This is a genomic window from Microbacterium maritypicum MF109 (genome assembly GCF_000455825.1).
Lineage (GTDB): Bacteria > Actinomycetota > Actinomycetes > Actinomycetales > Microbacteriaceae > Microbacterium > Microbacterium maritypicum_A.
Window position 1 is genome coordinate 1 of the sequence record NZ_ATAO01000181.1, and the last position, 23645, is coordinate 23645.

Here is a 23645-nt window from a genome sequence, read left to right on the forward strand (position 1 = left end):
GGATCAGGACACAGTCACGAACGTGACGAGCACCCATCCGGGAACATCACCCGTTTCGTCGTCGATGAAGGCGCGGAACCGGGGTGCGGCGTCATGCCAGGGGCGTCGCCGCTGCTCCTGCGTTCGTGCGGTCATGGTGGTCCTTTCGTCGTGCGGTCAGCCGATGCCGAGCCGGAGGATGAACAGCCCTGGATACACGGCGAATAGCACGATAGATTTAGGGGCATGTCACGGACAGCCCTCTACCTCCGCATCTCGCGCGACTCCGACAAGCTAGGGCGCGGCGTCGCCCGCCAGCGCGCAGAGTGCGAGGCGCTGGCCTCCAGGATCGGCCTGAACATCACGCAGGTCTTCGAGGACAACGACATATCCGCGTCCGGCTACAGCAAGCGGGTACGCCCCGCCTTTGAGGAAATGCTCAAGCGCACCGAGGGCGGCGAGTTCGACACGCTCCTAGCTTGGGACCTTGACCGCCTCATCCGAAAGCCCGAGGACGGCGAACGGTTGATCGACCTCAACGCCAAGTCCGGTGCCAACATCCGCACCGTGTCCGAGAGCGTGGACCTCACCACCGCCAACGGGAAGCTGTTCCTCCGAATCAAGGTGGACGTGGCGGCGCACGAGTCCGAGCACAAGGCCGACCGCATCAAGGCCGCGCACCGGCAGAGGCTCCAGGAGGGCAAGCCGATCAGCGGGCGTACCCCGTTCGGTTGGAAGAAGGGCGGCCTGGAGCTGGAGCCAGCCGAGGCGGACGCGATCCGGGACGGGGTTGCCCACGTCCTCGCTGGAGGGTCCACAACCTCGCTCATGAGGCAGTGGAACGCTGCCGGTTTGCTTGGCCCGTCCGGGAAGCTCTGGAGCACCGCGAGCGTCAAGAACGTCCTCCGCCGCTGGAGGAACGCGGGCGTAGTCGAGCACAAGGGCCAGCCGCTGGACGTTGAGTCTCAGATCACCGCGATTGTCTCTCGCGAGGACCTGGACGCGATCCGCCTCAAGCTGGCCCTCCAGCCCTCCCCCAACGGTCGCCCCGTCGCCAAGTCGTGGCTGTCCGGCGTCATGACCTGTGGAGTGTGTGGTTTGAAGATGTACCCCCGCAAGGACTACTACCAGTGCCAGACGCAGACCGAGCGGAAGCGTGAAGCCGGGGACACCCGCAAGCACTGCTCTATTGCCAAGCATGTTGCTGAGGATCGGATCATGCACGCCCTCTACTTCGAGGCGAACCACCGCGCCCGCTGGGGCACCGTAGAAGCCGCAGACGTAGCCAAGGTGCGCAAGATTGAGGACGATCTCCTGGAGGCGCAGAAGGACCGGCAGGAGACAACCCAGCTCCTGTTCATCAAGGGTGTGGACCGGAAGGGCGTGGAGGCCCGCCTGTCTGAGCTAGCCGACGAGATCGAGCGGCTAGAGCGTGAGCGGCTGGAGAACCGCACCGCGACCTCAGAGGCCGCACGGATCGCAGATCTCATGGGCGGCGTGCAGGGTACCGGCGTGGAGTTCACCGTTGCGTGGATCGAGTACTTCAAGACCCTCACTGTTGAGGAGAAGCGGGACCTTGCTAAGACCCTCACCATTGAGGTTGCTAAGGGTGGCAAGGGTGCCAAGCGCATTTTGATCAAGGGGGAGGTTGAACACTTCACCCTCTAAGGCCTATATTGACCTTCATGGCTACCAAGACTATTCGCGTTGACGACTTTGACGGCAAGACCGAGGAAGGGGTTAAGGCTGTGACCTTCTCCGTTGACGGAGAGCGCTACACCATCGACCTTGGCCCCGAGTCGCTGGCGGCACTCAAGGACGCGGTGAAGCCCTTCGTCAAGAAGGCCACCAAGGTCGCGGCCTCCGGCAACTACAAGAAGGGCACCCGCCCCGGCATCCTCGCTTGGGCCAAGGAGAAGGGACTGGTTGAGCCGACACACCGAGGCCGCATGCCTCAGACGGTCATCGAGGCTTACGACCAGGAGCACTGAACTTTGCAGATAAGCACTGCTACCTACTTGTAGATAAGATACATAAGACTCTGCTTGTACAGACAAGAAGCCCCCGACCTCAACCGAGGCGGGGGCTTCTTCTGTTTAGGCGGTCGGTTCCAGCAGCTTCACCGGCTTGGCCTTACCGTTCGGCATTTCGGGGCGGGTGATCTTGCCTTCGGACTCCAGGTCCTTGAGGACTGAGGACACCTCATTGGGGGTCACTGTCTCCCACTTCTTCTTCACCTCTGCCACTAGCTGACTCTGGCTGGTGGCGTAGCCGCCGAGGGCTTCCAGCGCCTCAAGGACGTTGGCCTTCCGTGTGGCGTTCTTCTCAAGCTCAAGCTGGAGTGCCTTGGACTGACCAAAGTGGTGCAGCGTGGCCTTGGAGCGTCCGGAGAGAAGCCCTGTCATCGAGTCCAGCTCGTAGATTGCGAAGAGGGCCTTACGGTCCTTGTCGGCCTTCCCGGTGAACTCACGCACGCCACCGGGGCGGTCCTTCGTGACGTACACCTTGAGTGAACCGATCTTGCCGGGGCCTAGGGCCTCCTCCACGTCCACAAAGTACGACGCCCCGTCAACCGCTGCCATCTTGTGCTGACCACCGAACGCGAACCGTCCGCGACCGTCCGATGACTTGACTACGTGGTCGATGAGGACGACAGCCGCGCCGGTAGCGCGGGCCAGGCGGCGCGGGTACGAGTTCCACCACTTGCGGATCTCATCGTTGTCCAGAGGTGACATGTCCATCAGGCCCATAGCCTCTGTCACACCGTCAATGACGATCAGCGCGGCCTTGTTGGAAGCCAGAGCATCGAACGCCGCCATGTCCTTGGTCATCTCCTCCGACAGGTGGAACTCCTGAGGGCGTCGGTAGTCGAGTCCGGCGCGTATCTGATCCTTGGTGACGCCGAGTCGCAGCAGACGCCCAATGACCGTCTGAGGGTCAGACTCGTGATCCATGAAGATGACCCGCTGACCGAGCTGGAGAGTTTCAGACGTTGCCGACAGCGCGATCCAAGACTTGCCGGACTCACTCTCACCGTGGACATCGTTGACCTTCCCGGCGTAGAACATGGCCGGTCCGTCCTCGCGGTGCATGATCGCCGGGTACTCCTGCTTGAACTCACCAGACAGGAACAGCTCCAGGTCAACCGGCTCCCAGGAGCTGCCCTCCGAGTGTTCCGCTACCGCAGCAGCCAGAGGCGCGGGAACTTCCGCAGCCGGGGAAGCGGAGGTGGCAGGACCGTACGCAAGGATGTTCCACGCCCAGCGGTACCCTGCCGCGAACTCATCGGCGGTCCAACGCGCGTACCACCATGCAGCAGCGTCACGCAGCTTCTTGGGTCGCTCATGCTCCGGGATGGAGGTGACGGCGGAGGCCATGAACGAGTTCACAATCTCACCGAACTGGTCAGCCAGGCCCGAGGCCTTGGGGTCATAGACGGTGAAGTACATGACCTCACCGACCGCCTCAAACATCTCCTGATAGTGGTGTGTCTCGGTGTTGATATTCCACCGCTTGGCACCCTCCGGGAGGAGCTTGAGCACGCTGTCCAGCTCCGTGTCCGTGATGGGGGCGACGCCGGTGAGGGTTGCACGGGAGGAGTGAGCTGGTCCCATGAACCACTCTGGAGCTTCCGGTAGGGAGTCCAGCTCCTGGCGTGTGGGAACGTCACCCCGCCAAGCAAAGTAGCTTGCCCCGCACTTGCGGTCCACACCGCTGAGGAGTCCGGGCTTCGGTCCGGGTGTGTTCTCGGGTGCCCGGTAGATGTGGTGTTCCCCTCCTCGCGGGGAGGGGTGACTGATCGGGGAGCCGTAGGGAAGCTCATACAGCTCCAGCGTCCCGATGCCGTCAATGCCCTTGGTGGGGTCGAAGTCAATGTCCAGGCATGCGACCTTGGACGGCCCCGCCCACACACCAACCTCCGTGCCGGGGTGGTCGGTCCACATCTGCCGGATGACTGCCGGGTCCGTAGTGCCGTGGTAGAAGCCGCCCTGTCCACGCTGGTGGCCGTTGTACCCCTCAGGGAGGGTGGGCCGCTTATTGCCGTTCAGGGGGAACACGTACATGCCCAGGTCAGCAAGCTGGAGGGCCTTGTCTAGCGGGTTCACGCTGCACCCTCCTTGCCCAGCTCAGCGAACGCGGCTTCGGTGAAGCTGAGGCACAGCGCCAGGTAGCGGTCACGCTCGCCCTGATCCGTGGCGTTCATTGCCAGCGTCAGGTAGTGGGTGGACTGCTTCCCGAACGCCTCCGCCATGTAGTCAGCGGGTAGCGCGTTTGCTTCTCGGATCACTTCGTCCCAGTTGAAGGACTCTTCGTTGTTGTTCATTGTTCGACTCTCTAAGTAGACAGACCCCGGACATGGGGAGAGTCGAAGTACCCAAGTCCGGGGCCTGAAGCCTAGGGGTCACAGCCAGTTTCGACTCTCGCTGTAGATGAAGGGTGCTGGCCCGGAGGGGCAGAAAGAAGGAATAGGAAGCGTCCTCCGGACCAGCTAGGCGGATCAGCTCTTCACCCTTGGGGCTTGGCTTCGCGGCCTGTACCAGATGTAACGCCTAGAGCCTTCTGAGCATTCCCAACCTGGTACATCTAGGATACCAGGTTTGAAACAGGGTGATTCCATTATAGAAGGTCTAGCTCTCTACCCTAGATGCCCATTCCGTCAAGACCATATGAAACCATATGTTGACGCCTTCATATGGTTCTTCAACTCCCGCGAGATTGCAGGGCTTGGACCATATCAACCATATAGTGGGCCTCTAGGCCCACATGGTTTTGGTGCTGCACTGACGCTGTCTACGGATGCCTGAGGTTATCTAATAGATCATCACCCTGTCTCATTCCAGGTACCATTGTATGTAACAGTACATGCACCCAACAGAAACGAGACATAGCATGGCAAGCAAGCGCATCAAGGCCACCAAGGAAGCAACCTTCCGGGGAGGCACAGCAGTAGTCCAGGAAATCTTCCGCTCCCCCAAGTTCGGAACCATCGCCGGGGTCCACGTAGTAGCAGGAAGCATCCGAGACGACCGCCCCGTCACCATCCACCGAGTACATACCCGCGTACACGACTCCCTCATCATTGAGTCCCTACGTCAGTACACCCACGACGTTGAGGTCATCGGCTTCATGGAAGAAGGCGGCATTGGTCTTGGCGTACTTGGTGACCTTGAGATTGGTGACCTCATCACACAGGAGGCCGACTCCGAGTGACCGAGCGACTAGACCCCCCTCAGGAGACCCCTGAGGGACACCTACCCAACCGCCCAGTGTCCGCATGGACCCGACAGCAGTACGGGTGCCCATGCGCCGGGTGCCTAGCCGACCAACGACGCATCCGAGGCAACCAAACAGCACGAATCAACCCAACGCTCCCCGAACACGGCACCATCACGCGGTACAACGGCTCATACAAGTGCCGATGCGCCCTCTGCGCAGAAGCGGCACGCAAGTACCGCTCTGAGTACTACCTCAAGCGCAAGGCCGAGAAGAACAAGGACAAGCCACCCCGTCCCCCAGGCGTCGTATGGGTAGACGACTCCGGAATCACACAGGTAGTCCGGTGCGAAAGGTGCGACAAGACCTACGGCACCTGGGTACTCGACCTAGAAGCCGCCGCCGCCTTCCGCCTCAAGCACGCCGAGATGCACGCCGAAGAAGCGCCCTTCGACTGGACCGCCTACGACAAGGCCCGCCTCATCAGGCACCCCGGTGGCAGACCCCCCCTAGAGGACAAGCCGATGTGCACCGCCGAGGACTGCACAGAGGACTCCCATGCAAAGGGCCTCTGCAACACCCACTACAGGCGCGCCCTCAGAGAGGCCTCATGAGAATCCGGTTCAGCTTCACCATCGAGGTCAAGCCCTCCAAGAAGGCCACCCCAGAGGAGGCCTCTGAGCGGGAGGTTGATATGGGGGCCTATATAGAAGGGCGTCCACAGCCCTCCTATGCAGGGTTCCGCCGTGAGGAGGACACCTATGAGTAAGCAGTCCTCCAGAGGCCCCGCATGGGAGGCCCTCAGACAGGCCGTTCTAGAGAGGGATGGGTACACCTGTGCCTATTGCGGTAGAGAGGCCACCACTGCTGACCATGTAACACCCAAGGCACAAGGTGGACGCGATGAACTAAGCAACCTTGTTGCTGCATGCCTTCCATGCAACTCAAAGAAGCAGGACAGGGTACTAATCCGAAATGCCGGGTTCAACCCTCGCTGGCTGGATTCGCTCTGGTGAGCCGCTCCGCCTCCTCCGCTTTTCCTGGTGGGGGTCACCCTCACCCCGCCCCCACCTCTCCTTTTAACGCAGCGAGTTGCAAATATTCGCAGATTGGACGCACAACCCCATGAAGACTTTCACGGAGGCCGTTGAAACATTCCTGACCGATGCCGCTGACTGGTTGGCAGATGAGGACTCCCCCGCTGTGGTGTTCCTTGAGCAAACCGCAGCCCAGCTTGACACCAAGATGACTCCCGCGCTGCTCTCGCAGTTCGGCTTGACCTACCGGTCCCTTCTCAAGAAGAAGCCCGTGAAGGTCGAGCAGGAGGACGAGCTGGCTAAGGCTCTAGCTGAGGCGGAGCAGGACCAGTGACGCCCCACCTACTCAAGCCAGCACGGTTCACCGCTCCCCTCTCTCCCGACTTCCCGAGCCTCTGGGACCGGTACGAGAAGATCATTCAGATTGTCTGGCGCGTGGCGTTCGGATACACGCTGGAGCCGTGGCAGTGCTGGCTACTCCGTCATGCCCTGGAGGTCTACCCCAAGAGCCATGAGCTGGCCGGGAAGCTCCGCTACCGCCAGGTTGTTGTCAGCATCCCTCGCCAGTCGGGTAAGACCGAGATTGCCGCTGCCCTGGGCTTGGTTGCGCTCCTGAGGGAAGCCAAGCCGCTGGTGATCGGCATTGCGTCCACCGCGCAACAAGCGAGTCTTGTTTACAACCGCACCATGGAGGCCATCAACGGCAACCCCTCCATGAAGAAGAAGTTCGACAAGCTCACCGAGGGTCGAGGCATCCGCTCCACCACCGGAGGCCGGTACGAGATCCGCGCCGCCAAGGGGTCCACCCTCCAGGGTCTCCCTGTCAGTACCGGCATCGTCGATGAGGTCCACGTCCTCAAGTCCGAGCTGTGGACGGCACTGCTCAAGGGTATGGGTGGCCGACACAACACCATCCTGGTGGGCATCACCACGGCAGGAGCCTACGAGGACTCAGAGCTACTGGTGAACCTGTACGCCAACGGTGAGAAGGCCATGGCCGGGGACCCTGACTTCGAGCAGTTCGGCTTCTTCGCTTGGGAGGCCCCCGAGTCTCGCGTACCGACCGACCGTGACGAGCTGCTGGAGTTCCTGTACGCCTGTCAGCCCGCCCTTGCCTCTGGCCGCAAGTCTGAGAGGGCCGTCCTCGCTGATCTTGCGGGCACCCCCGAGCCGGACGTTCTCCGCTATGACCTCAACCGGTTCACAGCGTCCTCCAACCCGTACATGCCCGCCGACAGGTGGATGAGTTGCCAACGCGGTGAGGGCTACATATGGCCGGCTGAGGGACCCCTGGTCTTCACGTTCGACCAGACCCCGGAGGACGGATACGCGACGGTCACAGCTCACCGGAAGACCCCCGACGGACGCATTCACACCGAGCTTGTGGCGTGGTTGGTGCACCCGACAACGGAGCAGCTCATTCGGCTTGCGGAGAAGCTCTGGGCGCATGGCCCGGTGATGTACGCGGGGGACGGCTACAAGCTCCGTCCGTTCCTCATGGAGTTGAAGAAGCGGAACTATCCCGTCTGGATTGGTACCGCTACCGACGCCGTCAACTCCGCGTCCTTCCTTTACTCCAAAGTGATGCAAAAGGGCCTTGTGCACGGCGGTGAGCCGCTGCTCAGTGTGCAGATGCCCCGAGCTGTGCGAAAGCAAAAGGGTGACGTCTACCGCATCGACAAGACAAGCAGCTCAGTAGAGATTGACGCAGTAATCGCCACCGCTCTAGGTGCCTACGTCGTAGAGCAGCAGCAAGAACGGTCAGTCGGCGTCTACTAGACACCTTGTCCCGGATAACTAGATCGGCCTAACGGGACCATTGAAGTAGTCAACGTTTACTACTTCTAAGGGTCTCAATTGGCCGGTTTCTGGTCTTCCTTCTGGGGAACCAATTCGAGCGGGTCTGAGTCGAGCAATGCTCCTCAGGCCCGCTCTACCAACCCCTATGTTGCCGATAACGGCACCGTCCATGACGGAACCACGGTCAACGATGTTCCTACCCGTGCGGACTTCGACCAGAAGGTTTCCCCTGGTGCAGCTCTTAGCCTCATCTCGGTCTTCCGAGCCGCACAGGTCATTTCCACATCCGTTATGCAGCTCACCCTTGACGCGTACAAGGGTGACGAGCCGATTGAGAAGCCCCTCCTACTCCGTAGGCCCGACTCTGACGAAAGCTTGTCAGCTTCTCTTGAGCGAACGTCCCTATCCCTTTGCCTCAACGGGAACGCCTTCTGGCGAGTGTTCAGAGACAACCAAGGCCGCGTTACTGGTATCCGCGTTCTCAACCCTCTGGACGTGAAGATCGAGGTTGACAGCTTCGGCAACGTCACCGGCTACACATACCTGGGCCGCAAGTACGACACGACTGAGATTAAGCACCTCAGCCACCTCCGCGTTTTCGGACAGCCGGAAGGACGAGGCCCTATCCAGGCTTGCCACGCCGAGCTACGCGGCGCGCTGGACGTTCGTGACCACGGAGCCAACTGGTTCCAGGACTCAGGTGTCCCCACTGGCATCCTCTCCAGCAAGACCCCCCTGAACGCCGAAAACGCCGAGAAGGCTAAGGCCCGCTGGATCGAGACTCAGGGCGGTCACCGTGGCCCCGCGATCCTTGACGGCGATTGGTCCTGGCAGAGCGTCTATCTCAGCCCCGAGGACGCCCAGTGGCTCCAGGTCCGCCAGTTCGACAACACGGCTATTGCCCGCCTCTTTGGCATCCCCGCCGTACTCATGCTTGCAGCCGTCGAAGGCTCCTCCGAAACGTACGCCAACATCGGCCAGGCCGAAACCACTTTCGCCAAGTACACGCTAACGCGCTACCTCCGCGAAATCGAAGAGGCCTTCTCTGACCTCCTCCCGCGCGGCACAGTCGCCCGCTTCAACCTAGAGGGCCTTCTTCGCCCCGACGCCACCACGCGCTACGCGCTACACACCCAGGCCCTCACTGCCGGGTTCATGAGCGTCAACGAGGTCCGCTCCATCGAGAACCTCCCGCCGATCCCCGGCGGCGATCACAAGACCCAGGCCGAGCTTGACGCCCAGGCCGAGCAGTTCGAGCAGACAGACGAGACCGCCGCTCCCGACCAGGAAGAGGAGGCCTCCGATGAGTGACCTTGAGATTCGCTCCGCCGAGCTGGAGTACCGCGAGGACTCCGGTGAGGGCTACCTAGAGGGAATCGCTGTCCCCTGGGACCAGACAGTCACTATCCATGACCCCAAGACGGGGACCAGCTTCCAGGAGCGCTTCCAGAGCGGCTCTGTGGAGCTTGACGGCACTGTCTGGCTGTACGACTCACACCACACCCCTATCGGCGTTGTGGAGGCCGCTGAGACCCGTTCTGAGGGTCTCTTCATCCGCGCCAAGCTCGCGCTCTCCGACCTCGCCAAGTCGGTCTATGAGCAGCTCAAGAACGGTGCCCTCAACAAGCTCTCCGTCGGCTTCACCCCCCAGGAACACCGCGACGAGAACGGCATCACCGTTCGCACCCGCACACGACTTCGGGAGGTGTCCGTTGTCGCAAGACCGGCCTACTCCCTCGCATCCATCCTCGCAGTTCGCGAGGAGTCCACGGACCCCCAGGTCCTTACTAATGAAAGGTCAGAAATGACTGACGAAAACAAGGACCTGGTTGAGGTCCGAGCCGAGCTAGAGGAGTTCCGCCAGGAGCTTTCGATGCTTCCGGAGAAGCTCGCCGCACGCGACGAGAAGCCCAAGGTAGACACCCGTTCTGCTGCCGAGGCCGTCCTTGCGATTGCCAAGGGCGACGAGGCCGTCACGGAGGCCTACAACGCCAGCAACGGTCGCGTCACTGAGGAGGCTCTGACCCGTGCTTACACAGGTGGCACGCTGGCTGACGCTCCCCTCCAGAACCAGTGGGTTGGTGACCTGACCCGTATCTTCGACAACTCTTCTGGCATCTACGCGGAGACCTTCTCGCGCGGCACACTTCCGAGCAAGGGCATGACCCTGGAGTACGCGAAGCTCAAGAGCGCTACCGGAACCATCCAGGAGCAGCTCAACGAGGGTGACGACCTCGCCTACCTGAACCTCAAGCTGGAGACGGCATCTACCACGGTTCACACCTACGGTGGCCGCACTCAGTTCTCCTTCCAGGAGATTCAGCGTTCCACCCTTCCGGTTGTCCAGCGCAACCTGGAGTACATGGCCGTTCAGGCCGGTGTCAACAAGAAGGCCGTCCTACGCGCCGAGGTTGACGCTATCGTCGCCGCAAACCGCGCCATTGCGTCCAACGCTGGTGTTGTTGTTGGTGGAGCCGTACTGGCTTCCATGGACCCCGCTAAGTGGCTGACCGCAATTCTTGCTGCCAACAAGCGCTTCAAGGCGCAGGGCTACAGCGTTGACAAGCTCATCGTCACGGAAGATGTATTCGCTCACCTGGTGGGTCTCACCACTTCGGGTGACCGTGTTCTTCGCGTAGCTGAGGGCAACAGCGCCGGTAACGCTAACGTTCGTGGCCTCCAGGCAACGCTGTTTGGCATCCCGGTTGAGGTTGACGACACCCCTTCGAGCGGTGCGGCTACTGGCCAGGCGGTGTTCGTCAACGGTGCTGCTATCCGTCAGTACGACTCCGCTCTTGTCTCGCTCCAGGACGACAACATCGTCAACCTGACTCGCGACGTTTCGGTCTACCGCTACGGCGCTATCGCTGACGAGAACACCTCGCTCATCGTCCCGGTCAAGTTCGCGGCTTCCTAAGCATGCCCGCAACGCCAGAGCTAGCTGACCGTTTGAAGCAGTTTGTTTCAAGCGGTGCTGGTAGCGCCCCCGGAATACACGACGCCTTCATTGAGGGCTGCCTGTCCGAGGCAATTGCTCTGGTTGATCGTCACACCGGCACCACCTATGCGACCGGGGTGGAACCATCCACCCCGGTCCGGGTCTCCCCGGTCCCCGTCGAGGTGCTGGAGCGCGCGTACATCGAGGTTGGCGCTGACCTCTTCTACCGGAAAAGCGCCCCTCAGGGTGTCTCACAGTTCACCGCTGTGGACGGGTCCGCGATCCGTCTACGACGTGACCCGCTGGACGCCGTACGCCCGATGCTCGCGCCCTACCTCCCTGGAGGTTTCGCATGAACCGAGCACACCTATCCGAGGTCCGTGAAGACCTCCGAAAGGCCCTAGAAGGCCTTGAGGTCTACACCTACAACCACATTCCAGGCTCTACGGCTCAACCAAGCGCTGTCGTCCTGGGTGGGTCTCCCTACGGAGAAGCGGGCCAGACCTTCGAGACGTGGACTCTGCGTCTTGAGGTCTGGGTATCCGCATCCAAGGGAGACAACGGCTCTGAAACCAACCAGGCAGACGAGCTAGTCAACGCCGCTATTGAGGCGATCCATTCATATGACAGTCCTCTGATTGAGGACGGCTACGAGGTCTCCGGATTCTCGCAGCCCTTTGAGTGGGCAATCAACAACGGCCAGGCATTCACCATCGCAATCAACGTCACCGCTTCCGGCGTGACCTTTAACTAAGGAGCATCATCGTGGGTTCATCCCGCATTAAGGGCAACAAGCAGCCCGTCCTGACGCTCGGTTCGCCCGGAGCCGAGTACGCCGCTGACCTGATCAGCTACACCATCGAGAACGAGGAGGCGGACTCCGACGTAATCACTTTCGAGGATGCCGCTTCTGGTGGTTCTCGCCAGTTCTACCTTCGCGGTTCGGCTATCCAGTCCACCGCTTCTACGTCCTTCTGGAGCTATGTCTGGGAGAACAGTGGTGACACGGGAGTTGCTTACACAATCGCCCCGCACGGTAACGCCGTTGCGACGGCTGCCGAGCCGCACTTTGTCGGCACGCTGACCATTGGCCCCAAGCCGACTATCGGTGGCGAGGCCAACACTTCCGCATCGTCCGCTTTCGTCTTCGAGTTCGAGTTCGAGATTGACGGTGTACCCACCAAGGACGACGGCGCGTAATGGCTAGTGCCCAGGCTGGCTCCGGCTTCCATAAGGGCGGCACCGTCCTTATTGAGGGAGTCAATGAGGTCCTCAAGAAGCTGAGGGACGCGAACGCGAGCCTCAACCAGATGAGCGACCTCATGCACAGCCTGGGCACCACCGTCGTCGCCGCTGCTAACCCTCCCCGTGACTCGGGTGAGGTCGCTGGCACCCTCCGTGCTGGACGTGGCAAGACCAAGGCCGTTGTCCGCGCCGGGTACGCCAGGCGCGGTGCTTACGCGGGCGTCGTCCACTACGGAGACCCGCACCGTGGCCACCGTGCCGATCCCTTCTTGACTGACGCGCTTAAGCGCAGCCAGTCGCAGGTCATTACCAAGCTGACCGACGGTATTGACGACATTCTCCGGTCAAACAACCTCAACTGAGAAACGAGACTAATCATGTTCGATTTCAATTCACTAACCGGCAACGAGCTGTCCCTAATTGAGGACCTCTCCGGTGCATCTATCGCCCGCATTGGCGACACTGAGCGTCCGATGATCAAGGGCCTTTATGCCCTCGCTCTGGTCGTCAAGCGTCGCGAGGGCAACCCCACCCTCAAGTTCAACGACGTACTCGCCCTCCCCCTATCCGAGATCAACGACATTGTCGGCCTGAACGAGGAAGTCGAGGAGACCGAGGAAGAGGGGGAAGGCGACGCCTCCGAGCCGAGCGAGACCGCCTAAAGGCGGACTTCGTGGTCTTCGGAGGCATCCAGCCTTCTGAGTACGACAACCTCACCCTTGGTGAACGAGACGCAATCTCCAAGGCCCTGAGCAAGCGCAACCGTAAGCGCCCATAAGCCGCCCCCTGGGCTGAGTCTCGCAGACCCAGGGGGCACCAAACCGAGACAGAAGTAAGGAGGCCCGCAATGGCTAAGAACCAGGTAATTGTCTCAATCACCGCCAACGCTAAGGGCCTCCAGAAGGCCTTTGGTGATTCAGAGTCCGCCATGGCCAAGTTCGCCAAGGGTGCGGGGGCTGTAGCCGTCGCCGCCGGTGTCATCGCCACTGCAGTTGGCGTCAAGGCCGTCAAGGCTGCTTCCACGCTGGAGCAGAATATGGGCGCAATGGAGTCCGTCTTCAAGTCCAGCGCGGGCCAAATGGAGGACTGGGCCAACAAGGCTGCTGACAGCGTAGGTCTCGCCAAGAGTGAGTACGCCGGACTGGCAACCGTCCTGGGATCGCAGCTTAAGAACATGGGCGTGGCGCAGGACCAGCTATCCGGTCAGACGGACGGCCTCATCCGAATGGGTGCCGACCTCGCCGCCCAGTTCGGTGGCTCCACCTCTGACGCGGTGGCGGCTCTGTCCTCGCTGCTCCGGGGTGAGCGTGATCCCATCGAGCGCTACGGAATCAGCATCAATGAGGCTGCCCTCAAGGCCAAGATGGCCGAGATGGGCCTTAGTGGCCTGTCCGGTGAGGCGGAGAAGAACGCCAAGTTCACCGCCACCATGGCGCTCCTGAACGAGCAGGCCGCTGACTCTATGGGTGCGTTCGCCCGTGAGTCCACCACGCTTGCCGGTGCTCAGCAGCGCCTCAGCGCCGGTACAGAGAACCTCTACGCGACCCTGGGTACCGCGCTGCTCCCCGCCGTCACGGCGGTCACCGCCGCGCTCGGAAGCCTGGTCAACAGCATTGCCGGGTCTGACGCGTTCGCGTCCTTCACCGCTGGAATCACCGCCGCCTCTAACGCCTTCGCTGACTTCATCTTCAACCTCCTCAACGGCACCGGCACGCTGGACTTCTCCGGCCTGATCGCCGGGCTTCTCCCTGCCCTCATTGCGGGTATCCAGAGCGCTGCTGCCTGGCTTGCTGGTGGAGGCCTCACGCCCATCATCGCGTCCATTGGTGAGGGTCGCTCCGCGCTGCTCAACGCTGCCGTCCAGGCGTTCTCCGCTATCGCTCAGGCCCTCCCCCAGATTCTCCCGGCGCTGGTCACAGCGGTCATGACGTTCATCGTCGGCATCGTGGACCTCCTGGTCCAGAGCGCGCCCCAGATTCTTGCTGCCGCTGTCCAGGCGTTCACCGCGCTGGTGCAGGCCATTCCGGTTGTGCTGCCGTCGATCCTCAACACTCTGGTCACGATCCTTCCGCAGCTTGTCACGCTCATTCTCGGAATGATCCCGCAGCTCCTTGAGGTCGCCGTCCAGCTCTTCAACTCTCTGGTTGAGGCGCTACCGGTCATCATCCCGCAGCTCATCACCGCGATTGTGGATCTTCTCCCCAAGCTGGTGGAGTCCATCCTCAACATGATCCCCGGCATCCTGGATGCCGCTATCAACCTCTTCACGGCGTTGGTCGAGTCGCTGCCAGTCATCCTGCCGTTGCTGCTCAACGCGATCCTGGACCTTCTGCCCAAGATCGTTTCCACCGTCGTAGGGATGATCCCGCGCCTCATCGACGCAGCGGTGCAGCTCTTCACTGGTCTGGTGCAGGCAATCCCCAAGGTGATTCCGCAGCTCATCAGCGCTCTTATCGACCTTGCGCCCAAGATGATCAGCACGCTCATCGGGCTGGTCCCGCAGCTCATCCGTGCCGGTGTGGACCTCATCGGCGGGCTAGTCAAGGGTATCTTCCAGGCCGCTGGCTCGGTTGGTTCCGCGCTGCTCAAGATCGCCCAGGATGCCGTTGGCAACTTCCTGTCCTTCCTGGGCATCCACTCCCCGTCTCGCCTCATGGCCGGGTACGGAAAGAACACCGTCCAGGGTCTCGCTCAAGGTCTGCTCAAGAACGCCTCTCTGGTGGACGGCGCGATGGACTCCCTGTCATCCAAGGTCGCTGACGGTTTCAACCCCGAGCTGACTTCGCCGTCCCTTGAGTTCGCTTACGCGGGTGCCGGTGCTCCTGCCCCCACCGTCATCAACATCAGTGTTGACGGCGGTCTAGACACTGGCCCCGAAATTGGGCGACGTGTCGCGATTGCCCTTGACGAGTACTACAAGGGCGGAGGCCGACTATGACCGTTGTAGAGCGCCCCCTATTCGGCAAGGTCGATATTGAGCGGGTCCCCTCCTGGAGCGACTACACCACCCTGGAGTCCAACCCCACGGCTGTCTCCACGGGAAGCGCCGCCGCCTTCGGTACCCGCTTCGGCTGGACCCGTACATGGGTAGCCAACGGTGCTGAGAATGTCCTACCGTTCGGCACGCTTGCACGCTTCACGTCCCCGGAGTCCGGCACCGTCGCTGGGCGCGGCATCGACTCCTACGGCAACCAGGACGTTGCACCCACCATCGAGGCGCAGGGATCAGACGTCATCTTCTCTGGGCCAACGGTCACCCCCGGCGAAACCATCACGGTCAGCCGTTGGGTCCGTATGAACGTGCCGACACCCGGCTACATCGTCGGCGTTCGGTTCCATAACGGAACTGGGGCGTGGATAGGCGGAACGTCCTTCGGTGCGTACACGGGTGCTGGTTCCGGTACCGCCTGGGTGAAGCCGACGTGGACGGGTGTAGTTCCCGCTGGAGCTACACGCTACTCCGTGACCGTTCGCGTGGCGTCCGTCACCGTATCTGCCACCACGTTCATGGACGTGTCGGGCCTCATGACACACAAGGGCGCACCCTCTGGCCCTGTCTCACTGGCTAAGGCCACGCGCTGCTCTATCACCCGTGGCGGCTCTCGCACGGGCCTTGGCATCAAGACGGACGTGGGGCTTATGAGCTTCACGCTGCACAACGATCAGGACCCGCTCAGCGGTGGTGTCTTCGAGCCTGGGCAGGTTGTCCGAGCTGTCATTCCCGGCAAGTCGGATCAGGTCATCTACACGCACGATTTTGACACGTACGCCGCTACGAGCTGGCCAGCTCAGCAGGTTTACTCACACGGCTTTGAGGGATTCACAGAAGCAACTTACCCGGCTGGAGAGGTTGCATATTCAGAAGGTTTTGAGTCCAATACTGGCGGCTGGGTAGCCAATGGAACAACCTTTCTCCTCGACAACGCCGGAACCGCGCGAACCGGAATCAAGGCCCTCTCTGTCTCGTACAACACCGCCACGTCTGTAACCCGAGTTGTCAACGGTCTGGTAGTTGGTCGGTCCTACACCTTCTCTGCCTGGGCGCGCCCTCTGAACTCTGGTCGATCCGCAAGAATCGGCGTGACCGGCATAAGCAACAGCGCCGACGTGGCGATTCCGGCTAGTACCTATGGGAATGTCTCCTACACATTCACAGCAACCTCAACCTCTCATGAACTACGCCTTACAAATGTCGGTAGCGGTGGCTTCTCTTGGGATGACGTCACCCTAACCGGCGCAGCGTATACCACCGGTACTAACGCTATGGACGGCTGGCTAGGCACCAACTCCAACGTACGAGCGCGCACAGGCACCCGCTCAGCAGCTTATGGCTCTGGTCAGTCAAAGACCTTCACAGGCCTCCTGGTGGGTCACCCGTACCAGCTCGCCGGGTACTACTGGAACACGGCAACGTCCGCGTGGACTCAGGTGACCCAGAACACCACGGGAGCTGCAACGAACAGCTTCATTATCAATGCGCCTAACGCCTCTCACTGGGATGATTTCACGCTGACCCGTACGGCGTGGACTCAGGTGACCAACAACGGCCTGGACTCCTGGACAGGCCTAACCGGGATCACTCCCCTCAACGCACACTCAGGCACTTACGCAGGTTCGACATCGACAACTACCGGCGTAAAGACCGTCACGCGCAACTTCACCGGGCTAGCCCCTGGTGGCTGGTATCGCGTTGAGGGTTGGGTGAAGGGCAACGCCACCACTCTGGTGTCCATCGAGGCCGGAGGTGGAAGCTCTGCCGCCGTGGCTCTGGCGACCGCCAACACCTATGAAAAGCGCGTCTACGAGTTCAAGGCGCGCACGGCTACGGAGGCTATCGCCTTCAAGCTCAATCAGGTTGCGGCTGGCAACTCCTATCTGGACGACATCCAAGTAACCCGCTTCTACCCGGCAACCCCGATCTTCACGGGCACGGTCACAGATGTTTCCTCCACCTACCCCTTCAAGAAGAGCACAGGTGAGAAGCGCACATCGGTTGTTGTGACGGTTTCCGATGCCGTCAAGATTCACGGCACCACGCCCCGCTACGGCGCGATGATCGGTGCCCCCTATTACGAGACTTTCGAGCAGCGCATTGCTCGCCTATCTAGCTCCGCGCTCGCTCCTATTGAGTCACCCCCGGTGGGTGCTCCAAAGGTGGTGTATAGCTTCTAATGGCTGATTACGGTGTTGGTAATCGCGGTACCCTCCGCGTCACGGATGACGGGTCTGTCGTCCGCTTCTACGTCCTCTGCTCTGACCCCCAGACGTTCGTGGGTTCGTATCGCTGGTACGGCACGGTCAACGGTATCGGTGTTGGTGGAACGGTCAGCCTAGGTAAGGGCTTCGGCATCCGTGAGCTTGGCGCTTGGGGCGTCGGTTACACGCAGTACGTCAACATCGGACAGCAGGCCACAGGCACTTCCGGACTTGGTGGAGCTGCCAGCTTCAATACGTACATTTTCCGCCCCACGGTCCCTGGTGCGCCTACGTCGATCGGCGTTGACGAACTCACCGCCACCACTGCCCGCTACCGGTTCAGTGGCACCACTGACGGTGGCTCCGCTATCACCGGTTGGCAGGCTCAGTGCGCCACCGATGCGGCCTTCACCCAGAACGTACAGACCGTGGCGTCCAACGGCACCACGACCTTCACGGGCCTTCTCCCTGGACGCACGTACTACTTCCGCTCGCGCGGTTCCAACGCTGTGGGCTGGTCAGGCTGGTCCAACGTCGTCAGCGCCTACGTGGGCCTTCCCGCGCCGACGCTGAACACCTGGGCACAGAACGGCACAGCGCACCTTGTTGCGACCTGGAGCGCCCCGAGCACCACCACGGGACTCACCGGCTACCGCCTCCAGGTGGCCCGTGACGCCAACTTCAGCGGCACGGTCTACAACTACGACCTAGGCAACGTCCTGACCCTCGCGGTGGGCGGTCTTGCTGGTGGACGCATCTGGTACGCGCGTGTGGCGGCTGTCACCGCTGGAGGCGTCAATGCCTACTCCAGCTCGCGCAGCTCCATGCTGGTGCTGGATGCCGGTGACCTGGACGGTTGGACCCGGATTGGGACCAAGCCCACCAACATCAGCTACATCACCGCTGAGGGCATCCGGCGCGGTGTCTCCGGTACCAACCAGGCGCTCTGGGTGGAGAGCCTGAGCACCGGGGCCACGTCGATTGCTGCCGACGTTCTCGGAATCGAGAAGACCGCTACGGGCCTCATCGTCGGTAAGACGTACCGCTTCGAGGCGCGGGCCTCTATCGCGGGCGCGCCGTTGGCGACCAGCTACCGCCTCTCCGTGCTCACCGAGGGCGCAGCCGCAGCGGTCACCGTTGGTCCAGACACGACGCTTCCGTACCTGGACTTCGTAGCCGATGCCACGACAGCGGTACTTCGCATCACCCTTGCCGGTGCTGTGACAGTCCCTGGTGCCACGGAGGAGGTGGAGCGTATCGCGTTCCACACCGTCCGCCTCACCCAGGCCGTCACCGACTATGACCAGCGACTCCGCGAAACCATCTATGAGTCCAACCTGGCCAACCACCTGGACCTTGCTTGCAACTCGGTAGGTGCGTCCTGGTACGTCGGGATGGACGGCGTTACCCGCTTCCGTCTCCCCGGCTCCGCGCTGCCCGTCACCGCCGTCTTCACAGACCTGGTGGATGACAACGCCCTCCACTACGTGGACGTGGCCGCCGCCTACAGCACTCGCAGCCTCACCAACCGCCTGGAGGTCACCAACTACGGCGTGGATGCTGCCCGTGCCAATGAGGAAAATGACGAGCTGGTCGTTACCTCTGATCCCTCCATCGTCAAGTACGGCGTGAGGTCCGAGCGGCTAGAAACAAACCTCTGGAGTGAGGTCCCGTATGACGAGTCACTGAACAACCGTCTGGCCGAGATTCTGGACACGAACGACCACACAGCGCGGCTCATCTCCTCCGTGAAGTGGAACGCCCAAGAGGACCTAGCGATGGCCTCCGTCCTGGACGTAGGACAGCGCATCATCGTCCGCTTCGACGGTACGGAGCAGGACTCCCAGATTGTCGCGCTCTCGCACGACATCACCCCTGAGCGATGGCTCATCACCCTCACCCTGATTGGAGTCATCAATGACTAACATCTTCACCCCCAAGACCCGCAAGTACATCTACGGCGTCTGCATCGCCGCCGTGCCGGTCCTCATCTACTTCAAGCTGCTTCCGGCTGAGGCGGCACCCGTGCTGCTCCCGCTGGTCATGGCTCTACTGAACGTCGGAGACACTTCGAACGGGCAACCAGAGGCGTACAACACCTATGAATGAAAACGCATCGAGCACTGACATCACCGGCATCGCCGTCACCCTAGGGAGAATTGAGGAGAAGGTGTCACACCTCCAGGGGATGGACGATCGGCTTAGGAAGCTGGAGGCCGACGTGACCGAGATGAAGGCGCAGCAGAAACCGAAGGCCCCGTGGTGGGCTGTGGTGGGCGCTGTCGTCGGGATCATCGGAGGCGCATCAACGCTCATTGGCCTCTTCGTCGTCCTCAGCAGCATCAGCCAAGCTCTCGCAAACCTCCCCCAGCCCTGACAGCACTCAGGGCGCCGGACAGAGTCCGACGCCCTGAGGCTGGAGAGCATCAGCGGAGGTTGAAGCTCTTCCCGCAGTTACCGCAACGAATGAGTCCGGGGCGGTAGGAACCGAACGGTCCCAGCTTGCGGTGGCAGTGCGGACAGGTCACGGTGTTGTACCGGATAACCATCAGCGACGACCGTTCTTGGTGCGGTCCACGAGGTTGAAGCTCATGTTGGGCTTCGGCGTCGGGGGCATCGGCTCGCCGCGAACCACCGTCCGCTCATCACCCGTGCGACGGCCACGCGGCCCAACGATCTCGTACTGTCCGGACTGACGCGCGATCTCGCCGGGGCGGAGCTGGTTGTTGCTGTTAGTACTCATAGTGCTAACCCTCCAAGGGTTTTTGTAGGACACGCCCAACAACTTGCTGGATGTGATCGACGTGCGTACCTTGGAGGAAGTTTCCGCTATACAAAGGAATCTTCCGCCCCTCAGAACAGTTGCAACCTGAACTGAGGGGTTTTTCCGCGCCTGCTTGCCGATGTCCCAATACTACATATGGGGACCGACATTGGGGAACGACCACAAGGGGTAGTAGTTACATCCGTGTAGTTATCCACCGTTCTCAACGGGTACAACACAGGTCGAGCACCATTTCATCCACAGGTAGCGCTCCCCCCTTTCGGTGGTAGTGCCGCGAGATTTCAAGGGTGTTGAGCCGCGTTGTGTGATCCATCCACAAGAGGCGTGCAACGTCGCCCCGCGGACATTCGGATGCCTGTGGAAAATCCCCTTCGGCGTGTCGCTGGCGTGTCGCGCCCCTCAGTGGTGACAGTATGTCGGGCTTCTTGGCACGCTACATACCCTTAACTTGACTTTCGCTAAGAGCACCGAGAGCGGAAGGATCAGGAAGACGAGCGGGAGAAGCATCAGGATCTCTTTGCGTCCCGCCTGCTCGATCAGCACACGTTTCGCGTCTTCGCGCGCATCACCCGCCTGAGCGTGCAGTACCGCGGCGAGGGGCGCACCATGCTCGAGCGCCGCGATCACCTGGTCGACGACGCGCGACAGTTCGGGAAGCTGGAGGCGTCGCGCCATCTCGTGCAGTGCGTCGGCCAGCGGCGAGCCCGTGCCGACCGCGAGCACCACCTGTCGCAGTTCAGCAGTGAGTTCGCCGGAGCCCACATCGGCCACCCGACGCAGAGAATCGAGGAACCCCTCACCTGCGGAGAGGCACAGAGCCAGGAACTCGAGAGTCGTCGGGAGCTCGTCGGTGAGTCGCACCCGGCGAGCCTTGGCCCTCACAGAGAGCTGAAGGTCGTACGCAGCGGCGGCAGCCGCCCCGCAGAGAAGCGGCATCACACTCGTCGGCACCGTCAGCCGCCCGGCCAGCGCGAGCACGGTCAGCACGACTGCGCCCACACCGATCCCGGCGAGGCCCCAGCCCAGTTGCCGACCACGGAACGATGCGGGGCTCGTGCGCACACCCGCCTGCGCGAGGCGCTGGCGGAGAGCCTCTCCCCCGCCGACCAGCCTCTCGAAAGCGCCCCGCGCACGCTCCCACAGCGTCCGCCCGCTCGTGGGAAGTGATCCCACCGCGGGGAGGACACCTCGGGGCAGGTAGTCGTCAGCGACGACATCGCGCACATACGGCCCGATCCGCACGACGAGAGATGCCGCTCTCCAGCGCGGAAGCACGGAGAGGATGCTCAGCACCCCCGCAGCGAAGCCGCACCCGATCAGAACCGCGATCGCGAGCGCCGAGACCCCGTTCACCCGAACCACCGCCGCGGCTCAGGAAGCCTGCCGATGCGGACCATGATGTGAAACGCGACCACCGACACCGCTGCTCCCAGGCAGATCACGAGCATCCCTTCGGGAGTGCCGTACGCTGCTGCTCCCTCAGGCCGGAGAACGAGCAGCCCCATGATCACCCAGGGGGCGATCGCGCCGAGGACGGCCGCGCCCCGGATCCATGACTGGCGAGCCTCGACTTCGCCCCGCAGGGCGGCATCCGCCCGCACCGAACTCGACAGCGCGCGCAGCACACTGATCAGTTCCGTGCCACCGACCTGACGCGCCATCCGCAATGTCTCGGCGATGCGATCGCCGATGGGGTCGGCCAGCGTGGATTTGAGTCGGTCGAGGCTGGTCTCGAATCTGCCGCTCGCACGCAGATCCCTCGCGAACACGACGAATGCCGGTCTCAGCGTCTTCGGCGCGGACTCCGCCAGGCTCGCCACTGCGTCGGGGAGCGACAGGCCCACGCGAATCGCCGCGATCAGGAGATCGCACACGTCCGGCCAGAGCTGTCGCCGCAACCGTCGCAACCGCGCTCGGCGCCCCCGCAACAACACGATGGGTGCGACGGCTCCCGCGACGCCCGCCAGCAGCGCGAGTACGGCGATCCCGGTCAGGAGCCAGGCGACCGATGCGGCTATCAGTCCGGCCGCGGTGACGATGACGAGGAGCGTGCGCCGGGAGAGCCGGTCGAAGCCGGCCTCCTCGATCAGGCGGACGAGTCGCCCTCGCCGGGTGGCCACCTCGGCCGCGTCTGATCGCGGCCACATCCAGGGCGACAGGCACAGAAGCACCCCGGCCGCGAGGAGGGCGCCGACGAAAACTGTCACGACACGATCCCGATCAGGCGTGGCTCGCTGCGGCCGGTGCCGATGCCGTCGCTCGTTGGCGCTCCTGCCCGGTAGACGTTCCTGGTCTGGAGCCGTCCTTCGGCGAGGTCGCCGGTCGGGGCGATGATCTCCTGCACGTGTCGCTGCCCCGCGCGGTCCCTGGCGCAGTGCACGACCAGGTCGACAGACGCGGCGAGTGCAGGGGCGATGAACTCGCGATCGATGTTCCGCCCGGCCAAGAGTGGAAGGATCGTGAGCTTCTCGATGGCCTCAGCCGCAGAATTCGCATGCACGGTGCATGCGCCCGGCACCCCGGTGTTGAGCGCGAGGACCAGATCGAGAGCTTCCGCGTCGCGGACCTCGCCGACCACGAGACGGTCCGGTCGCATCCTCAACGCCTCCTTCACCAGCCTGCGCAACGTGATCTCCCCGGTCCCCTCGAGGCTCGCCTGTCGCCCCTGCAACGCGACGAGATCGGGCCCCTCCACGGCCAGTTCGAATGTCTCCTCCACCGTGACGATGCGTTGAACGTCGGCGCACGAGGCCAGCAGCGCGCCGAGCATCGTGGTCTTCCCCGCGTGCGTGGCGCCGGAGACGATCACGCTCTTGCCGTCGTTCATCGCCGTCCGCAGCAGCTCGGCGACATCGGCGGGCATCATCCCCTGCGCGGCGAGCGCTCCGAGAGATCGGTACTTCGGCAGGAACTTGCGGATGTTGACCGCCCATGAGCCCCTCACCACATCAGCGATCGCCACATGCAGACGGGACCCGTCCGGCAGCGAAGCATCCACGAACGGCTGGCTGATGTCGACCCGCCGACCGGTCGACTGCAGCATGCGCTCGACGACGTCGCGCACGGTCCCTTCGTCGAGACGAAGGGTCGTCCGCTCGGCCGTTCCCTCTCGCGCGACGTGCACGTGTCCCGTTCCGTTGAGCCAGATCTCCTCGATCTCCGGATCGTCGAGCAGCGGTTGCAGCGCACCGAATCCGCTGAGCGACGCCATGACCTCTCTCACACACGCCGCTTCATCGTCGATCAGGGCCTCGCCGCGGGCGAGGGCGAGATCGTCGTGACGCCGGACCTCGGCGTGGGTGATCCGCCACGCCGCGCCCGGATCGACGGACGGATCGATGCCCTCTGCACGCAGACGCGACCGCACGCGCTCGGCGACAAGGGCGGACGGATGACTCACCCCGGCATCCTCGCAACAATCCGAGGCCTGCCTCGGAAGTTATCCACAGGC

25 protein-coding genes are annotated in these 23645 nt (G+C 62.4%); 18 read left to right on the forward strand and 7 right to left on the reverse strand.

The window, feature by feature from the left end:
- Positions 1-3: 3 nt before the first annotated feature.
- Complete coding sequence (locus L687_RS43255; protein WP_021199642.1) at positions 4-135, reverse strand: hypothetical protein; 132 nt, start codon at positions 133-135, stop codon at positions 4-6.
- A gap of 90 nt (positions 136-225) precedes the next feature.
- Here L687_RS43255 and L687_RS41850 point away from each other — a divergent pair, with 90 nt between their 5' ends.
- Complete coding sequence (locus L687_RS41850) at positions 226-1647, forward strand: recombinase family protein (protein ID WP_021199643.1); 1422 nt, start codon at positions 226-228, stop codon at positions 1645-1647.
- A 17-nt stretch (positions 1648-1664) separates the two neighbouring features.
- Positions 1665-1970, forward strand: coding sequence for an Lsr2 dimerization domain-containing protein (locus L687_RS30755; RefSeq protein ID WP_021199644.1), 306 nt, complete (start codon positions 1665-1667; stop codon positions 1968-1970).
- A 105-nt stretch (positions 1971-2075) separates the two neighbouring features.
- Here the strand turns inward: L687_RS30755 and L687_RS41855 are convergent, their stop codons facing one another.
- Together L687_RS41855 and L687_RS30760 are read right to left on the reverse strand one after the other, a co-directional pair.
- The gene (locus tag L687_RS41855; protein WP_021199645.1) at positions 2076-4085 is read right to left on the reverse strand and encodes a bifunctional DNA primase/polymerase; all 2010 of its coding nucleotides are present in this window, start codon (positions 4083-4085) and stop codon (positions 2076-2078) included.
- Entirely contained in the window at positions 4082-4303 is a 222-nt protein-coding gene (locus L687_RS30760; protein WP_021199646.1) for a hypothetical protein, read from the reverse strand. The genes L687_RS41855 and L687_RS30760 overlap by 4 nt, the downstream gene beginning before the upstream one ends.
- A gap of 566 nt (positions 4304-4869) precedes the next feature.
- Between L687_RS30760 and L687_RS30765 the strand changes: the two genes are divergently transcribed.
- From L687_RS30765 to L687_RS30835, 16 genes are all read left to right on the forward strand, one after another.
- The gene (locus L687_RS30765; protein WP_021199647.1) at positions 4870-5190 is read left to right on the forward strand and encodes a hypothetical protein; all 321 of its coding nucleotides are present in this window, start codon (positions 4870-4872) and stop codon (positions 5188-5190) included.
- Positions 5191-5246: 56 nt separating this feature from the next.
- Complete coding sequence (locus tag L687_RS42445) at positions 5247-5807, forward strand: hypothetical protein (protein ID WP_152525879.1); 561 nt, start codon at positions 5247-5249, stop codon at positions 5805-5807.
- A 147-nt stretch (positions 5808-5954) separates the two neighbouring features.
- On the forward strand, positions 5955-6209 hold the full coding sequence (locus L687_RS43315; RefSeq protein WP_040569709.1) for an HNH endonuclease: 255 nt from the start codon (positions 5955-5957) through the stop codon (positions 6207-6209).
- A gap of 109 nt (positions 6210-6318) precedes the next feature.
- Positions 6319-6564: a hypothetical protein gene (locus tag L687_RS30780; RefSeq protein ID WP_021199650.1), complete on the forward strand. Its 246-nt coding sequence runs from the start codon at positions 6319-6321 to the stop codon at positions 6562-6564.
- The gene (locus tag L687_RS30785) at positions 6561-8009 is read left to right on the forward strand and encodes a terminase large subunit domain-containing protein (protein ID WP_021199651.1); all 1449 of its coding nucleotides are present in this window, start codon (positions 6561-6563) and stop codon (positions 8007-8009) included. Before L687_RS30780 ends, L687_RS30785 begins: the two co-directional genes overlap by 4 nt.
- 78 nt (positions 8010-8087) lie before the next feature.
- A complete protein-coding gene (locus L687_RS30790) occupies positions 8088-9341 on the forward strand; it encodes a phage portal protein (RefSeq protein ID WP_084487311.1) in 1254 nt (417 codons plus the stop codon).
- Positions 9334-10947: an HK97 family phage prohead protease gene (locus L687_RS30795; RefSeq protein ID WP_021199653.1), complete on the forward strand. Its 1614-nt coding sequence runs from the start codon at positions 9334-9336 to the stop codon at positions 10945-10947. Before L687_RS30790 ends, L687_RS30795 begins: the two co-directional genes overlap by 8 nt.
- Positions 10948-11320: 373 nt before the next feature.
- Entirely contained in the window at positions 11321-11722 is a 402-nt protein-coding gene (locus L687_RS30805; protein ID WP_021199655.1) for a hypothetical protein, read from the forward strand.
- Between the two features lie 11 nt (positions 11723-11733).
- On the forward strand, positions 11734-12168 hold the full coding sequence (locus L687_RS30810; RefSeq protein ID WP_021199656.1) for a hypothetical protein: 435 nt from the start codon (positions 11734-11736) through the stop codon (positions 12166-12168).
- Complete coding sequence (locus L687_RS30815) at positions 12168-12575, forward strand: hypothetical protein (protein ID WP_021199657.1); 408 nt, start codon at positions 12168-12170, stop codon at positions 12573-12575. The genes L687_RS30810 and L687_RS30815 overlap by 1 nt, the downstream gene beginning before the upstream one ends.
- Positions 12576-12590: 15 nt before the next feature.
- Positions 12591-12875, forward strand: a complete 285-nt coding sequence (locus L687_RS30820; protein ID WP_021199658.1) for a hypothetical protein — start codon at positions 12591-12593, stop codon at positions 12873-12875.
- Between the two features lie 185 nt (positions 12876-13060).
- A complete protein-coding gene (locus L687_RS41860) occupies positions 13061-15151 on the forward strand; it encodes a phage tail protein (RefSeq protein ID WP_021199659.1) in 2091 nt (696 codons plus the stop codon).
- Positions 15148-17385 (forward strand): hypothetical protein, encoded by a 2238-nt coding sequence (locus tag L687_RS42450; protein WP_152525880.1) that lies wholly within the window; start codon positions 15148-15150, stop codon positions 17383-17385. The genes L687_RS41860 and L687_RS42450 overlap by 4 nt, the downstream gene beginning before the upstream one ends.
- Complete coding sequence (locus tag L687_RS0121570) at positions 17385-19334, forward strand: fibronectin type III domain-containing protein (RefSeq protein ID WP_031207265.1); 1950 nt, start codon at positions 17385-17387, stop codon at positions 19332-19334. The genes L687_RS42450 and L687_RS0121570 overlap by 1 nt, the downstream gene beginning before the upstream one ends.
- Positions 19327-19518 carry a hypothetical protein gene (locus L687_RS30830; protein WP_021199661.1) on the forward strand — a complete coding sequence of 64 codons (192 nt, stop codon included), beginning with the start codon at positions 19327-19329 and terminating at the stop codon, positions 19516-19518. Before L687_RS0121570 ends, L687_RS30830 begins: the two co-directional genes overlap by 8 nt.
- Complete coding sequence (locus L687_RS30835) at positions 19511-19786, forward strand: hypothetical protein (RefSeq protein ID WP_021199662.1); 276 nt, start codon at positions 19511-19513, stop codon at positions 19784-19786. The genes L687_RS30830 and L687_RS30835 overlap by 8 nt, the downstream gene beginning before the upstream one ends.
- Before the next feature lie 171 nt (positions 19787-19957).
- Here the strand turns inward: L687_RS30835 and L687_RS30840 are convergent, their stop codons facing one another.
- The 4 genes from L687_RS30840 to L687_RS30855 form a co-directional block, all read right to left on the reverse strand.
- The gene (locus L687_RS30840) at positions 19958-20152 is read right to left on the reverse strand and encodes a hypothetical protein (RefSeq protein ID WP_021199663.1); all 195 of its coding nucleotides are present in this window, start codon (positions 20150-20152) and stop codon (positions 19958-19960) included.
- Between the two features lie 441 nt (positions 20153-20593).
- Positions 20594-21556: a type II secretion system F family protein gene (locus L687_RS30845; protein ID WP_021199664.1), complete on the reverse strand. Its 963-nt coding sequence runs from the start codon at positions 21554-21556 to the stop codon at positions 20594-20596.
- Positions 21544-22401 (reverse strand): type II secretion system F family protein, encoded by an 858-nt coding sequence (locus L687_RS30850; RefSeq protein WP_021199665.1) that lies wholly within the window; start codon positions 22399-22401, stop codon positions 21544-21546. Before L687_RS30850 ends, L687_RS30845 begins: the two co-directional genes overlap by 13 nt.
- Positions 22398-23594: a CpaF family protein gene (locus tag L687_RS30855; protein WP_021199666.1), complete on the reverse strand. Its 1197-nt coding sequence runs from the start codon at positions 23592-23594 to the stop codon at positions 22398-22400. Before L687_RS30855 ends, L687_RS30850 begins: the two co-directional genes overlap by 4 nt.
- Positions 23595-23645: the final 51 nt, after the last annotated feature.

Coding starts and splice junctions, on each gene's coding strand:
- L687_RS43255 (WP_021199642.1), bottom strand. CDS start 135: ATGACCGCACGAACGCAGGAGCAGCGGCGACGCCCCTGGCATGACGCC.
- L687_RS30805 (WP_021199655.1), top strand. CDS start 11,321: ATGAACCGAGCACACCTATCCGAGGTCCGTGAAGACCTCCGAAAGGCC.
- L687_RS41860 (WP_021199659.1), top strand. CDS start 13,061: ATGGCTAAGAACCAGGTAATTGTCTCAATCACCGCCAACGCTAAGGGC.
- L687_RS30780 (WP_021199650.1), top strand. CDS start 6,319: ATGAAGACTTTCACGGAGGCCGTTGAAACATTCCTGACCGATGCCGCT.
- L687_RS30840 (WP_021199663.1), bottom strand. CDS start 20,152: ATGAGTACTAACAGCAACAACCAGCTCCGCCCCGGCGAGATCGCGCGT.
- L687_RS0121570 (WP_031207265.1), top strand. CDS start 17,385: ATGGCTGATTACGGTGTTGGTAATCGCGGTACCCTCCGCGTCACGGAT.
- L687_RS30815 (WP_021199657.1), top strand. CDS start 12,168: ATGGCTAGTGCCCAGGCTGGCTCCGGCTTCCATAAGGGCGGCACCGTC.
- L687_RS30835 (WP_021199662.1), top strand. CDS start 19,511: ATGAATGAAAACGCATCGAGCACTGACATCACCGGCATCGCCGTCACC.
- L687_RS30755 (WP_021199644.1), top strand. CDS start 1,665: ATGGCTACCAAGACTATTCGCGTTGACGACTTTGACGGCAAGACCGAG.
- L687_RS30760 (WP_021199646.1), bottom strand. CDS start 4,303: ATGAACAACAACGAAGAGTCCTTCAACTGGGACGAAGTGATCCGAGAA.
- L687_RS30820 (WP_021199658.1), top strand. CDS start 12,591: ATGTTCGATTTCAATTCACTAACCGGCAACGAGCTGTCCCTAATTGAG.
- L687_RS42450 (WP_152525880.1), top strand. CDS start 15,148: ATGACCGTTGTAGAGCGCCCCCTATTCGGCAAGGTCGATATTGAGCGG.
- L687_RS43315 (WP_040569709.1), top strand. CDS start 5,955: ATGAGTAAGCAGTCCTCCAGAGGCCCCGCATGGGAGGCCCTCAGACAG.
- L687_RS41850 (WP_021199643.1), top strand. CDS start 226: ATGTCACGGACAGCCCTCTACCTCCGCATCTCGCGCGACTCCGACAAG.
- L687_RS30830 (WP_021199661.1), top strand. CDS start 19,327: ATGACTAACATCTTCACCCCCAAGACCCGCAAGTACATCTACGGCGTC.
- L687_RS30795 (WP_021199653.1), top strand. CDS start 9,334: ATGAGTGACCTTGAGATTCGCTCCGCCGAGCTGGAGTACCGCGAGGAC.
- L687_RS30765 (WP_021199647.1), top strand. CDS start 4,870: ATGGCAAGCAAGCGCATCAAGGCCACCAAGGAAGCAACCTTCCGGGGA.